Origin of the sequence: Gallaecimonas sp. GXIMD4217, from assembly GCF_038087665.1 — a bacterium.
GTDB lineage: Bacteria > Pseudomonadota > Gammaproteobacteria > Enterobacterales > Gallaecimonadaceae > Gallaecimonas.
In genome coordinates this window covers 1,326,874-1,340,187 of the sequence record NZ_CP149925.1, presented here as the reverse complement: position 1 = coordinate 1,340,187, position 13,314 = coordinate 1,326,874, and the positions used below count along the sequence as shown (strand labels likewise).

Below are 13,314 nucleotides of genomic sequence, written 5' to 3'. Positions count from 1 at the left end.
GCGGTGGGGCGCCGGTCTCTATCGCCTGACTGGGTTCACCACGACAGGAAATGCGCCATGAAAGCACTGCTGTTGGCCGCCCTGCTGTTGCCGGGCTGGCCCGGCCAGGCCAGCGAGTCCCTGACCGGGATCTGGACCGGCTATTACCGCTGCAACAACAGGCCGGTAAAACTGGATCTGGTGCTGGAGCAACAGGGTGACCGGCTGGACGGCGCCTTCGTCTTCTACCTGGGAACAGGCGACAAGCCCAGCGGCGGCTATGCCCTCAGCGGCAGGGTCGATAACGGCACCCTGACCCTCAAGCCGGGCCGCTGGCACAAGCGTCCCATCGGCTTTATGGCCGTCGGCCTCAAGGGCCGCCGCCAGGGCGATGTCATCACCGGCGCCATACAGTCCCGCCAATGCAGCGATTTCAGGGTCAGCCTGGACCAGGCCCGCACCGAGCAGGCCCTGGCCGAGGCGCAGCAGCAGGAGCAGGCCTGGCAACAGGCGCCTGTGGCCCTGGCCGACGCCAGGGACGAACAGCAGCGCTGCCTGGCCATTGCCAAGTGGGCCAGCCAGCTGCAGGCGGAGTTTCCCGATCTCGACCTGCGCCACACGCCGCTGAACCGGCTCTACACCAAGGCGGCCGGCCTCTTTGCCGACGTGCGCTTCGTGCCCTTCTTCGGCCAGCCCTTCGACGGCCTGAGCAAGGCGCAGCGCAAGGCCTTTCACAGAAAGACCCTCAGCCCCTGCGGCCGCTACCCGGAGCTGCGCTCCCACCTTGCCGGCTACAAACACCTGATCGGCAGGCCCTTCACCCTGGATCAGGGCGAGTTCAATGCCGCCGAGGTGGCGCTGCGGGTGCAGATAGACCGCCAGGCGCGGCAATGGCAGCAGGACAGCATCGCCAGGCTGGCCGGCCTGCCGGCCAGTGAGGCAGGCTTCCGGGCGCTGGCCGAGCTGCGTGGCCAATCCGAACAGGTGCTGGCCGATCTCTGGCCGAGCGATCGGGCGCCTTTCGCGCATGCCGTGCAGGCCGCCCTGGCCCGCCTGGCCCCGCCCCTGCTCGAAGGCCGGGTCGAGCGGGCCCTGGCCAAGGCCCGGCACCTTGACGACCTGCCCGGGCTGGAACAGCTGCTGGCCGACAATGCCGAACTCGTCGCCCAGCTGCCACAGGCCCAGCTTGAGGAGCACAGGGCCAGGCTGGCTGAAAAGGAGGCGCTGCTGCTTGGCCAGGCCCTGGAGCAGGCCCTTGCCGAGCTGTCATTACTGCCGGACGATCTGGACGGTCTGGCCCAGGCCAACGCCTGGTATCAGGACTTCCAGGCCAGATTTGGCCGCTTTGAGGCAGCGCGGCTGGCTGATGCTCGCCAGGCCTTTGCCCACAAGCGGCTGGCCCTGCTGGCGGCCATACGGCCCCAACTTGTGGCCCTGTTCGAACGGGTCGAACAGCTGCAGGGCCTGGACAAGCTGGTGGCCCATTACCTCGGCCTGCCCGGCGACCGCAGCGAACCGGCCCTGGCGCCACTGTGGCAGCTGATCCAGGAGCGCCGCCAGGCGCTTGTGGCCAAACGGCAATACCTGGCCTCCAACAGGCGCATTTGTGACGGCGTCAAGGAGCCCCGGGAGCCACCTCCGGACAGCCCCGGCGCCAGGGATGTCTGCCTGGCCATCGCCGATACCCTGGACGAGATGAACGCCGGCTACCAGGCGCTGTCCCGGCGCTGCCAGGCCAGGCAGTTCAGGGACAACCCCCTCATTGCCATGCAATGCCTGTCACTGTGTGCCACGTCGAAAGCATGCGAGCTGGCCTTTCACCTCACCCGCTTCCACTACATCGCCTGTGCGCCGGCCGATGGCGAACCCGGCTGGAACTGCGACTTCGACTACCGGCTGACCGGCAACACCGCCCTGATGAAGGAGGTCATGGCCACCCTGGGCACCGGCCAGGGCGGCGGCCGCTTCATCAAGGTGGGCGGCGCTTGGCGCCATATGCGCCGATAAAAAAAGCCCGGCGCAGGGCCGGGCAAGGTCGGAAGGACAGACTAAAAAAATCGGGTCAGGCACTGGTCAGCATGCCGTAGAGTTCATCCTTGAGCTTGAGGCGCACCTTCTTGCGCTCCTCCAGGTAATGATCGGAGGTGGCCTGCACCCCTTCTTCGATACGGCGCACCTCGTGGTCCACCTGGTGGTACTGGTCGAACAGCCTGGCGAAATGGTTGTTGCTCATCTTGAGGTTGTGGATCTGCTCCCGAAATTCCGGCAGCTCGCTGATGAGGTCGTGCTTGTCGATGCGCATGTCGGCGTCCCTGTCGTCGTTGATGGGCCCACCTTAACGCCCCTGGCCGGGGCGATTTTTGATGCAAATCATAACCGGCCTTGATGCCAGCAAATGAAAACGCCGGGCTGGGCCCGGCGCTGCTTCTCGGTGGCGGCAGGGTTCAGCCGGTCGAGACCGGCTGGCCCTCCTGGAGGCGCTCGGCGCCACGGGTCACCACCTTTTCACCCGCTTCCAGGCCCTGCTCTACCGTCACCCACTCGCCCTGGCCCTGGCCCAGGGTCACCGCCTTGCGGTGGGCGATGTTGTCCTTATCCACCGTCACCACATAGGTGCCATCACTGCGGATCAACACCGCATCACGGGGCACCGTGACGGCGGCGGTGGCGGCGCGGATGGGCACCTTGACCGACACATGCTCGCCGGCGATCCAGCTCTGCTGGTCCGGCGCCAGGGCCAGGCGCAGCTCGGCAGTCTGGCTGCCGGGATCGGCGGCGGGGATCACCGCCTTGACCCGGGCCTGGTCGCTGAGACGCGTGCCGCTGATCGCCAGCGCCTCGCCGGCCCTGACATGGTGCAGGTACTGCACCGGCACGAAGGCGCGCACCTCCAGCTGGTGGATGTTCTGCACCTGCACCAGGGGCGTGCTGCGGCTGACGTCGAAGCCGGCTTCGCGCAGGCGGCGGCTGACAACCCCGGCCACGGGGCTGCGCACCTGGGTGCGGGCCAGCCGGTCATCCAGCTGGGCCAGGCGGGCGGCAATGATCTCGGCGTCGGCCTGGGCCAGCTGCTGGCGGGCATCGGCCTGATCCAGCTGCACGGCGGAGATGCTCTGGGTCTGCTGCAGATCGCGAAGGCGCTGGTATTCGCGCAGCTCGAAGCCGGCCTGGACCTTGGCCCGGCGCAGCTGGGCGGCCAGTTCGGCCCGCTGCAGCCTCAGCGGTGCATCGTCGATACGGGCGATGACGGCGCCGGCCTCGACCAGGGTACCGGGTGTCGCCACCCAGTCCAGGCGCCCTTCCACGCCGGCGGTGATCTCGGCGTTGTCGACACTGTAGACGGTGCCGACCACGTCCTGGGTGGGCACGTCATGGCTGAGGCGGCTTTCGCCAAGCTGGACCGGACTGGGGGGCTGCTCGGCCCAGGCGGGGACGCTGAGCAGGGCAAGGCAAAAAACCAGGTTACGCATGGACTGGCTCCTTCTTAAGGGCGGCGGAGGTCAGCCGCTCGGTCTGGCTGCCGAGCTGCAACACCGCCGGCAGCAGGATCAGGGTGAACAGGGCGCTGACGGCCATGCCACCAACGATAACGGTGGCCAGGCCACGGTAGATCTCGGCACCGACGCCCGGCACCAGCATCAGCGGCAACATGCCGAACAGGCTGGTCAGGGTGCTCATGTACACCGGCCTGGCCCGGATCTGGATGGCCTGGGCCACGGCCTGGCGGCGGCTCAGCCCCTGGCGCTCGGCACAGCGGGTCTGGTCCACCAGCAGTATGGCGTTGTTGACCACCAGCCCCAGCAGGATGATGAAGCCGATCATGGTCAGCAGATCCAGCGACTGCACGGTAAAGACATTGAGCAGCGCCAACGCCAGCACCCCGCCCGCCACCGCCAGCGGCATCACCAGCAGTACCAGCAGGGCGTCGCGCAGCGACTTGAACAAGGCCGTCATCAGCATCAGCAGGATCAGCAGGGCCAGGGCGAAGTTGAGCAGCATCTCGTTGATGGCGGAATGCATCTGGTTGGCGTTGCCGCTCAGCAGCAGGCTCTCGCCGCCCTCAAGCTGGGCCTGCATGGGCGGCAGCACGTGCCGCTCCACCAGCTCGATGCTCTCCTCCAGGGACATCTCGGCTGGCGGACGGATGATCAGGCTGATGGTACGCTTGCCGCCCACCCGGCGCAGCCGGGACGGGCCCACCGTCTGCTCGATACTGGCCAGGGCGCCCAGGGGTTGGATCCCGGCCCGCGGCGTGGACACCGGCAGGGCCGCCAGCTGCTCCGGGCTCCGCCAGGCGTCGGCACGCAGGATCACGTTCATGCGCTCATTGCCGTCGAAGTATTCGGAGATGAACATGCCGCCGGTGAAGGCACGTATGGCATTGGCCAGCTCGCCGCGGCTCAGGCCCGCCTGGCTGATCAGGCGGTCGTTGGGATGCAGCTTGAGCTCCGGCTCGGCCATTTCCAGGGCCGGCACCGGCCGGGCACTGGTGCCGGGCATATGCTCCTGCACGGCGGCGATGCCGCTCTTGGCCACCGCCATCAGCCGGGCCAGATCCGGGCCCTGCAGCTCCACGTCGATGGAGCGGCCGTTGCCGCCCCGGACGTTGATCATGGAGCCGCGAAACATGAACACCTGGGTGTCGGGCAGGCCCACGAACACCTCGTTCTGCACCACCTCCATCAGCTCCTCGACCCGGGTCGGATCGGCCGAATAGATGAAGCCGCCGCTGGCGCCGGGGCCATAGGTGTAGAAGTTGTAGCTCTTGATGGCGGGCTCCTTTTCACCCCGATAGTAGGGCTCGAGGCGCTCCACCACCCGGTCGGCCAGCTCCTGCTCGATAAAGGCGATATTGCCGCCCGGGGGCAGGCTGAAGTCATAGAAGAAGCCATCGGTCGGCGCCCTGGGCATGAAGTCGGTGCGCGGCAGCAGCAGCACCGTCAGTGCCACCGAGCCGGCCATCAGCCCGGCTATCCAGGCCAGGCGCCTGGCCTGGGTGCCGGTCAGGGCCATGATGAAGGCGGTCAAGCGCTGCCAGTAATGGCCGAAGGGATCCGGCCTGCTGTGGCCCTTGAGCCAGTACTTGCTGGCCAGGGGAATGACGGTGATGGCCGCCACCAGGGAGCTGACCACCGCCACCGACAGGGTCAGAGCCAGATCGGAAAACAGCTGGCCTTCGACACCGGCCATGAACAGGATCGGCAGGAAGATGGCCACCGTGGTGGCGGTGGACGCCAGCAGGGCCCCGCTCACCTGCATGGCGCCGCGCAGGGCGGCCTTGTGGTCGTCCATACCCTCGCCCCTAAGGCGGATGATGTTCTCCTGCACTATGATGGCGGCATCCAGCACCAGGCCCACCGCAAAGGCCAGGCCGGCCAGGGAGATCACGTTCAGGCTGCGCTCCAGCAGGCTCAGCACTAACAGGGCCGCGGCGATGGACAGCGGTATGCTCAGGGCGATGATGGCGGTGGCGCGCCAGCCGCGCATGAACAGCCACAACAGCCCCAGGGCCAGGGCCACGCCCAGCCCCAGGTTGCCCTTGACCAGGGCCAGGGCATTGCGGATATGCACAGAGGCATCGAAGCTGAGGTCGATCATCAGGCCGGCCTCGGCCAGGGGGCCGGCATTGAGCTCGGCGATGGCCAGGTTGATGTCGTCCAGCAGCTGTACGGTATTGGCGTCGTTGTTGCGGCCTATGGTGATGTAATAGGCCGGGGCGCCGTTACGCAGGGTGAAGCCCGGCCTGTCCACCAGGGTGGTTTCCACCTTTGCCACGTCCCGCAGGTAGATGGGCCTGTCGCCGCTGTAGCCGATGATCATGTCCCGCAGCGACTGGGGGCTCTCCTGGCCGGCGAAACGCACCGTGTACTGGCGCCGGCCCACGTCGGCGAAGCCGCCGGACACGTCGGTGGCGCGGCTGATCCGCCCGGCGATGTCGCCGACGGTCAGCCCCTGGGCGGCGGTACGGTAAGGGTCAAAGGTGATCCTCAGCTCGGTGGGCCGCTGGGAGTTGAGGTTGACCTGGGCCACCCCCTGGATCCGGCTGAGCCTGGGGTAGACCACGTCCTCGATCAACTGCTGGTAGGCGTCGATGCCGGCGATCGCGTTACCGGGCACCGGCCGCACCAGCAGCGAGGCGGCATTGCCCTGGCCGCCGCCGGCCACCACGTTGGGCTCCATGGCATCCAGGGGCAGCGGCGGCGCCTTGTTGAGGTTGTTGATCACGTCCAGCATGGCCTGGGTCATGTCGGTGCCGACATCGAAGGTCAGGGTGATGTTGCCGAAGCCGCGCTGGATATTGGTTTCCACCTTCTGGACGCCCCTGGTGTTCTTGATGGCGTTCTCTATGGGCTCGATGATCACCGCCTCCACCTCCTGGGGGGCGGCGCTGCGCCAGCCGGTGAAGACCGAGATCTGCGGCTGCTCGATATCCGGGGTGAGCTGGATGGGCAGGCGCAGCAGGCAGAGGATGCCGAACAGCAGCAGCAGCACGGCCATGACGATGGCGGCCGCCGGGCTCTTGAGGGCGGAACGAGTGGGGCTCATCACGTATTTCCCTGATGGTAATGGGGCAATGATCGGCTCCTGCCGGCCCGCTGACGAGGAGAAACGGGTTAAGGAGAAGTAAAGCCACGGTAAACGGCGGCCATTTTACACGCCTTTACAGGCTGAAACAGATGCTTACAACCAGGAAGGTCAAAACTTGCGCAAAAAAACGCCGGGCGGTGCCCGGCGTCTTCTTCAGCCCTGATATTGGGCCTTGAGGCTGTGATAGAGCGCGACCATGCCGTCCATGCCGGCCTGATCAAAGGGCACCAGTCCGGACAGCACCATCTGCTTCTCGCCGGTGCCGACCACCAGATCGTCTTCGACGAAATTGAAGTAGAGGGTGACATTACCGCGCTTGCCGACCACCTCCAGCTCGGCGCCGCTCAGCACGACCTCCGGGGCCTTGAGATCCAGCCGCTCCAGGCTGACCGCCATGGACTGGTACATGACCAGCGGCCGGGCCGGGTTGACCATCACCTGGTGCTTTTCCATCAGCGGCCCCAGGATATGGGGGAAGTTCTGGCCGGAGAAACGCACATAGCGGCGCACCAGGTGCTCGATCAGGGCCATGTCCTGGCTGCGCTCGCCTTCGAAGCGCACATCCAGGTATTCCTTGCCGGCCTCGTCGAGGATCCGCACCTCGTTTTCGGCCTCGTCCAGGCGCAGGGCCAGATCACCACCGACCATGCCGGAGAAGGTGCACTGCATCTTCTGGTGCAGGCCTACCCGGCTGAGCAGGAAGGAAAACAGCAGATCCCCGGGCACGCAGAAGCGCTTGGCGTCTTCGTTGTGGATGGGGTTGAAATCGTCTGCCACCTGCTTGGCAAAATCGCTGGCCTGGCGGCGGGAAAAGGTGAAACATTCACCCTTCCTGGTCACAAAATCATTAAGAAACATGAAGTTAGCAACTTTAGCCCTACTTTAACTGGCGCTAGTCTACCCAATTCGAGGTAGTGCAATGGTCCAGCCAGCTAGCAGGGGCCGGTGCTGACCACCTGATCCCGCCCCAGCGCCTTGGCCCGGTAGAGGTGGTTGTCGGCCCGGCTCAGCAGGGCCCCGAAACACCTTTCCCCGGGCAGCCGCTCCACCACCCCCAGGCTCATGGTCACCTTGAGCTGGCGGCCGTCCTCCAGGGTCATGGGGGTTTCGGCCAGGGCCTGGCGCAACCGCTGGGCCAGGTGCAGGGCCGCCGACGAGGCGGTTTCGGGCAGCAGCAGGGCAAACTCCTCGCCCCCCAGCCGGCCGCAGGCATCGCTTTCCCGCACATGCTCCCTGAGCAGATCCGCCACCTGCTGCAGCACCCTGTCGCCGGCCGGATGACCGTGGTTGTCGTTGATGTCCTTGAAGTGATCCAGGTCCACCATGATCAGGCTGAGCGGATGCTTCTGGCGCAGGGACAGGGCGAACTCCCTGTCGCCGGCCTCCAGGAAGGCGCGCCTGTTCATGAGATCGGTGAGCGGATCGGTGCGGGCCAGCCGTTCCAGCTCCAACTCCTTGGCCCGGCGTTTGGCTATCTCCAGGCGCAGTCGGCGATTGAGGGTGGCAATGACCGTCATCACCGACAGGCTGATCAACAACGCCAGGCTGAGCAGGCCGGCCACCAGGTAATAGTTGGACAGATCCTGCTGCGGGTTGGGGTCGTAAATGAAGCCCGCCAGCTCCACATCGGCGGGCATCAGCTTCAGGCTGGCGTTGACCTCGGCGATGCGGCGCCAGCGGCCGGGATTCATGTGGCCGATCGGCACTATGTCATCCAGCACCAGTGACTTGAGCTGGCGTCCCTCGAAGATGAGATGCTCCAGCGACTTGTCGGTGGCGTAGTTCGCATGGATGAAGGCGGCGGTGCCTTCGATGTCGGCCATGGTGTCCCGCCAGCCCCTGAGGCTGGCCCGGCGAAAGCGCCGCACCAGCTCCGGGTTCCGGCGGGCAAGCTCGGCATGGGTGAAGAGCACGTCGCCGTAAAAATCCACCCCGTAGGTCCTGGGCTGGATCAGCTTGAAGGGAATGCCCCGGCGTTCGAGCAGGAAGGGTTCGTTGCTGAGATAGGCGTTGAAGGCGTCGACCCGTCCGTCGACGAGATCCTGGATATCAAAGCTGGTGGGCACCAGCTCCAGCTGCTCCAGGGTCATGCCCTCCACCAGGAAGGGCGCCAGCAGCTCGACGCTTTCCATCACCGGCAGCAGCGTCATCAGCCGCTTACCGGCCAGATCGTGCAGGGACTCGATACCCCTGTCGCCCCGCACCAGCCAGGTCACCGGCGAGTGCTGGAAAATGGCCGCCAGCACCACGACGGGGGCGCCATTGGCGTACTCCACCACCACGCCCGAAGCGGTGATCCCGAACTCCACTTCCTTGTTGACCACCTTGGTCAGGGGGCCGGGCTGGCCCGGGCCGTTCTCCAGGATGGTGACCTCCAGCCCCTCGTCCCGGTAGTAGCCCTTGGCCTTGGCCAGGTAATAACCGGCAAATTGGAACTGGTGCTTCCAGCGCAGCTGCAGCGTCACCTGCTCCAGGGCGGCAGCGGGCGCTGTCAGCAACAGGGTAAGGGCAATCAGCAGTGTCATGCCTCGGGTAAGGCGCGTCATCTGTTGGCAGTTCCCCAAAAACGGAGCAGGCAGGGAGGACATATCAAGTTTATCTTTAAGGTTAGCCGCCTTTTTCCCTTGGCGGGAAAGGCGGTGACGAGGGGAGCGTCAAGGAGCGAATGTGACCTTACTCTTGCTGGGGGCAACGGGCGCCGTGGGGCGGCAGTTGCTGGCGTTGGCCCTTGCCGACGCCCGTGTGGACAAGGTGGTGGTCCTCAGCCGCACCCCCTTGCCCAGCCATCCCAAGCTGCACAATCCGGTACTGGACTTCAGTCAGCTGCCCGATGACGCCACCTGGTGGCGGGCCGACGCCGCCCTGTGCTGCCTGGGCACCACCTTGAAAGCCGCCGGCGGCAAGTCCGCCTTCAGGGCCGTGGATCACGATCTGGTGCTGGCCCTGGCCAGGCTGGCCAGGGAGCACGGCACCCCGGCCTGGGCCTATTGCTCCTCCATGGGCGCCAACGCCCGCGCCGCCAACTTCTACCTGAGGGTAAAGGGTGAAACGGAGCGGGATCTGCAGCTGCTGGATTTTCCCTGCCTGTGCCTGGTGCGCCCTTCCCTGCTGGATGCCGGCCCCAGGGCCCAGCGTCGCCTGGGCGAGGAACTGGCGTTGACGCTATGCCGCCTGCTTGGCCCCTTGCTGCCCAGGCGCTGGCGCCCCATCAAGACAAAGCTGGTCGCCCGGGCCATGCTGGAGTGGGCCCTCAGGCCCAAGAAAGGCATCAAGGTGCTCTGCAGCGAGACGCTGCAGCTGCGTTAAGCAGCTTGAGGGGAATAAATAAAGGCTGGCATGGCTTCTCGCTGTCGATTCAATAAAAAGCCGGGCACGAGCGCTTTGAGTGTCCGGCGCCAATGGCCATCCCCTGGTTTAAATCCATCTTCTATGACAAGAGCATCATGGGAATTGATGGAGCATCACGACAGCCGATGTTATTCGCCCTTCAGTGAAAAGCGCTTTAGAAAAAACAGATATTCAATCAAGCCCCTGGCTTTTTAAACAAAAGCTGACCACGACAAATGGCCATTTGAAAAACAAAAAGCAATTAAATACCATCGCGAAGGCTTCCCAAAATAACCATTAAGGACGTGGTTTATGAAAAAAACGCTGCTTTCCACCCTGGTGCTTTCCCTGATGCTGTCGGCCTGTGGCGGCAGCGGCGGAAACGATGGCGAGCCCGGTATCGAACCCGGCCAGCCGGACAAGCCCGACGGCGGCCCCAAGGTGGTCGGTACCTTCAAGGATGCCCGGGAAACGGGTTTGTATTTCCCGAAAGAGGACGAGGGTCCCCAATCAGCCTGTGATAGCACCGAGGAATGGCATTATCTGGAAACCGATGAGCTGCTGATCTACGGCGCCTCGGACCTCCCCGATGACGACTTCTACTACGCCGTAGAACAAATCGAAACACAAACACCTCAGGTATTGGCCGCCCTTGGCCTCAAGCACAGCGACATTTCCAACCATCGCCATGCCACCACTGGCGCCGATTATCACCTGGCCCTGCTGCCCTGGCTTTGGGACTCGAGCAATTTCGATGAACAGGGAAAATGGCTGGTCCCGGAGATGACCGCTGTCGCCTCGGACGTGGACATTCCCGATGATTTGGGACTGCAGGACCTCGATACCATCTATGCCTACGCCAGGGCCTTCTACAACAGCCTCAGCCGTACCGACAAGCTGGTTGTTATCCAAACGTTCGAGGACATCCTGCGTGAAAGGGCCAGCAACGACGAGCTGGATGAAGAAGCCAAGCAGTCGCTGCTGGACTTGATCCCGGAACAGCTGCCCGACAAGATGTTCGTGTGCCTGCATCGCGGCAATGTCAACGAGATTGCCCATGGTACCGGCGGCGTCGCCGGTATCGATCTGACGCCTACCTCCCGGATGGTTGAAGAAGGCCAAGACCAGGCAGTCGACGCCATGGTGAGGCACCAGCTGGTTCATTACCTGCAGGGCAATCTGTCGGGCCGCCAGGACTTCAACTCGGATTACTGGTTCCTTGAAGGCCAGGCGATGTACATCGGTGGCCAGGAAATCGCCCCGCTGTCGGCGCAGGCCGAACGGGATCCCGTCTCCGTCAAATCCATCATCCAGGTCCCCGCCCATTTCCAGACCTTTGAAGAGGCTCACCGATATTTCGGGCTGGCCTATGAGTACCTGACAAAGGGCACCCCCAACGAGGCCATGGGCAGAATGCTGAAGAATTTGGGCAAGTTGCCCATCCCCCTTCAGAGCCATGAGTACCACTCCAGCGTCCTCTTCCAGGAAGCCTTCGACGGCGTCATGAGGAGCCATGACGGCCAGCCCCTGACCCTGCAAAGCTACACGTCCGACTACCACAGCTACCTGGAAGCCTACGCCAAAGGCCAATGAGGGTCTCGTAACGAAAAAAACGGAGCCGTAGGGCTCCGTTTTTCGTCATGGCGCTTAGCTCAGACGCTGCTTTCCCTGACCAGGGGCCTGTCGATAAGCGCCGCCAGCTCCCTACCCAGGGTCGCCAGCCGCTCGGGATCCAGCCCGTACTCCAGCACCAGGTTGTCCTGGCCCACCACCAGCACCAGTTGCCAGCTCCGGCTTTGCAGGGGCTTGGGCATGACGCTGACGGCGGCGATGCTCGCCAGGGGAATGCGCCGCTCGGCAATAGGATACAGGGCGCCTACCCTGTCCAGGTACTCGCCGTTTCCCAGGTCGAAATAACGGCGCCTGGCGGCAAACAGCAGGTGCCAGCAAAGGGTGGCGCCAAGACTCCAGCTGAGCACCTGGGCGGCCCGCTCACCAAGCCCCAGCCCGCCATGGCGTCCTTCCAGCATGAACCAGCCGAACCCGGCCACCAAGGCGGCCAGGAAGAGGCCGACGACCTTCAGGAAAAGCCGCGCCACCAGGCTGCCCTGGCACAGTTCAAACCGCTGCCGGCCCTTGTTGACGATCTTCATGGCCTGGCCCCCAGCAGCGACAGCACAGTACCCAGCCCCAGGAACACCAGCAGCGGCAGCAGCATGCGCAACACCGCGCCCGGGGACCAGAGACGGGTTTCGACGACGTCGGCACCGGCAGGAGGCTTAACGTCGGGGGACAGGGGCCGGGTTTCCGGCCAGGCGCTGATCTGCTCGTCTACCTCGAGGCCGCCCTTGTGGGCGACGAAGCGGGTGATGGCCAGGGCCTTGGCCAGGCCGCCCAAGGGGTAATGCTGGCCGAGCAGGCTCAGCTGGTAATGGTTGCGGGCCTGGGGGAAGGGGCTGAGCAGCAGGCGGGCCGCCTCCTTACGGGCCAGCACCTTGCTGCTGCGCCTTCCCAGTAAGCGTCGTATCCGGGTCACCCTGCCGTTGGGCCCAAGCTCCAGATACTCGGTCATGCCAAGGCAGATGCCCGCCAGCAGCGCCAGCAGCCCGGCGCAGCTGGCGTAAAAGAAACGTTCACCGCCCTGCGCCACTACCGCCATCAACAAGGAGGCGCCCAAGGGCAGCAGGCAGATAAGCCCGAATATCGTCGTGGCCATGGCGCACTTGGTCCTAAGGCGAACCCGGCCTTCGTGGAGCCGGATCCAGCCCATTGTCTCCCGCCTTAAGCCGGCGTCGTCCATCATGTTTTCGCCTCCATTCGCTTACCAACTCGTCGCCACAGCTTACCAGCAACCTGGCCCGGGACGGCATCCACACTTGCCATGGCAGAGCGTCTCGCCCCTGCCCCACCCGATGTAAAAAAACCGGCCTGACGGCCGGCTCTTATTCTCGGCGACTGTCTCTTAAAAGGGCGTTCTGACCAGCTTCCAGTGGCCGTCGATGAAGGCGAAGCCGCAGTTGGCAAGGTATTTCTGGCCGTCGCCGTCCACGGCATCGAAGTCCACCAGCTTGTACTGGCTGGCCCCCAGGTCGCTCAGGAACTTGGGCGGCGTGTCCATGTCCCTCACTTCCCGATAGCTGTGGCTGAAACCGTTGCGCTTTTTCATCTTGTCGACCTTTTTCTGGAACGACCTGGCATGCCTTTGTGGGGCCTGCTGATAAAGCTGCTCCGGGAAATAGGGGATGATTTGGCTCTGGTCCCCGCTCTGGATGGCGGCGAAAACCTTCTCGCAGATCTGCACCAGCTCCTGATCAGAACCGGCCTGGGCCGCGGGAGCGGCCAGGCCGCCAAAAGCCACCAGGGCGGCTCCAATTAGCTGTTTTTTCATGATTCCTCCATAAATTCGTCCCGCCAGCCTTC

11 protein-coding genes are annotated in these 13,314 nt (G+C 64.5%); 3 read left to right on the top strand and 8 right to left on the bottom strand.

Annotated elements, in window-relative coordinates; translation table 11 throughout:
* Positions 1 to 57 precede the first annotated feature (57 nt).
* Positions 58 to 1,986: a hypothetical protein gene (locus WDB71_RS06655; protein ID WP_341503860.1), complete on the top strand. Its 1,929-nt coding sequence runs from the start codon at positions 58 to 60 to the stop codon at positions 1,984 to 1,986.
* A 55-nt stretch (positions 1,987 to 2,041) separates the two neighbouring features.
* On the opposite strand, the gene WDB71_RS06650 is transcribed toward WDB71_RS06655, so the two are convergent.
* The 5 genes from WDB71_RS06650 to WDB71_RS06630 form a co-directional block, all read right to left on the bottom strand.
* Positions 2,042 to 2,281, bottom strand: coding sequence for a YdcH family protein (locus WDB71_RS06650; RefSeq protein WP_341503859.1), 240 nt, complete (start codon positions 2,279 to 2,281; stop codon positions 2,042 to 2,044).
* 142 nt (positions 2,282 to 2,423) lie between these two features.
* A complete protein-coding gene (locus tag WDB71_RS06645) occupies positions 2,424 to 3,449 on the bottom strand; it encodes an efflux RND transporter periplasmic adaptor subunit (protein WP_341503858.1) in 1,026 nt (341 codons plus the stop codon).
* Positions 3,442 to 6,525: an efflux RND transporter permease subunit gene (locus WDB71_RS06640; protein WP_341503857.1), complete on the bottom strand. Its 3,084-nt coding sequence runs from the start codon at positions 6,523 to 6,525 to the stop codon at positions 3,442 to 3,444. The genes WDB71_RS06645 and WDB71_RS06640 overlap by 8 nt, the downstream gene beginning before the upstream one ends.
* A 195-nt stretch (positions 6,526 to 6,720) precedes the next feature.
* Positions 6,721 to 7,407, bottom strand: coding sequence for a DUF3581 family protein (locus WDB71_RS06635; RefSeq protein WP_341503856.1), 687 nt, complete (start codon positions 7,405 to 7,407; stop codon positions 6,721 to 6,723).
* 92 nt (positions 7,408 to 7,499) lie between these two features.
* Positions 7,500 to 9,113: a diguanylate cyclase gene (locus tag WDB71_RS06630; protein ID WP_341503855.1), complete on the bottom strand. Its 1,614-nt coding sequence runs from the start codon at positions 9,111 to 9,113 to the stop codon at positions 7,500 to 7,502.
* 121 nt (positions 9,114 to 9,234) lie between these two features.
* On the opposite strand from WDB71_RS06630, the gene WDB71_RS06625 reads away from it, so the two are divergent.
* Together WDB71_RS06625 and WDB71_RS06620 are read left to right on the top strand one after the other, a co-directional pair.
* Entirely contained in the window at positions 9,235 to 9,873 is a 639-nt protein-coding gene (locus tag WDB71_RS06625) for an NAD-dependent dehydratase (RefSeq protein WP_341503854.1), read from the top strand.
* Between the two features lie 333 nt (positions 9,874 to 10,206).
* On the top strand, positions 10,207 to 11,487 hold the full coding sequence (locus WDB71_RS06620) for a hypothetical protein (RefSeq protein ID WP_341503853.1): 1,281 nt from the start codon (positions 10,207 to 10,209) through the stop codon (positions 11,485 to 11,487).
* Positions 11,488 to 11,546: 59 nt separating this feature from the next.
* Here WDB71_RS06620 and WDB71_RS06615 read toward each other — a convergent pair whose 3' ends face one another.
* From WDB71_RS06615 to WDB71_RS06605, 3 genes are all read right to left on the bottom strand, one after another.
* Positions 11,547 to 12,047 carry a hypothetical protein gene (locus tag WDB71_RS06615; RefSeq protein ID WP_341503852.1) on the bottom strand — a complete coding sequence of 167 codons (501 nt, stop codon included), beginning with the start codon at positions 12,045 to 12,047 and terminating at the stop codon, positions 11,547 to 11,549.
* The gene (locus WDB71_RS06610) at positions 12,044 to 12,610 is read right to left on the bottom strand and encodes a hypothetical protein (protein ID WP_341503851.1); all 567 of its coding nucleotides are present in this window, start codon (positions 12,608 to 12,610) and stop codon (positions 12,044 to 12,046) included. Before WDB71_RS06610 ends, WDB71_RS06615 begins: the two co-directional genes overlap by 4 nt.
* A 246-nt stretch (positions 12,611 to 12,856) precedes the next feature.
* Positions 12,857 to 13,282 (bottom strand): hypothetical protein, encoded by a 426-nt coding sequence (locus WDB71_RS06605; protein WP_341503850.1) that lies wholly within the window; start codon positions 13,280 to 13,282, stop codon positions 12,857 to 12,859.
* Between the last annotated feature and the right edge of the window lie 32 nt (positions 13,283 to 13,314).

Coding starts and splice junctions, on each gene's coding strand:
- WDB71_RS06655 (WP_341503860.1), top strand. CDS start 58: ATGAAAGCACTGCTGTTGGCCGCCCTGCTGTTGCCGGGCTGGCCCGGC.
- WDB71_RS06650 (WP_341503859.1), bottom strand. CDS start 2,281: ATGCGCATCGACAAGCACGACCTCATCAGCGAGCTGCCGGAATTTCGG.
- WDB71_RS06645 (WP_341503858.1), bottom strand. CDS start 3,449: ATGCGTAACCTGGTTTTTTGCCTTGCCCTGCTCAGCGTCCCCGCCTGG.
- WDB71_RS06640 (WP_341503857.1), bottom strand. CDS start 6,525: ATGAGCCCCACTCGTTCCGCCCTCAAGAGCCCGGCGGCCGCCATCGTC.
- WDB71_RS06630 (WP_341503855.1), bottom strand. CDS start 9,113: ATGACGCGCCTTACCCGAGGCATGACACTGCTGATTGCCCTTACCCTG.
- WDB71_RS06620 (WP_341503853.1), top strand. CDS start 10,207: ATGAAAAAAACGCTGCTTTCCACCCTGGTGCTTTCCCTGATGCTGTCG.
- WDB71_RS06615 (WP_341503852.1), bottom strand. CDS start 12,047: ATGAAGATCGTCAACAAGGGCCGGCAGCGGTTTGAACTGTGCCAGGGC.
- WDB71_RS06610 (WP_341503851.1), bottom strand. CDS start 12,610: ATGGCCACGACGATATTCGGGCTTATCTGCCTGCTGCCCTTGGGCGCC.
- WDB71_RS06605 (WP_341503850.1), bottom strand. CDS start 13,282: ATGAAAAAACAGCTAATTGGAGCCGCCCTGGTGGCTTTTGGCGGCCTG.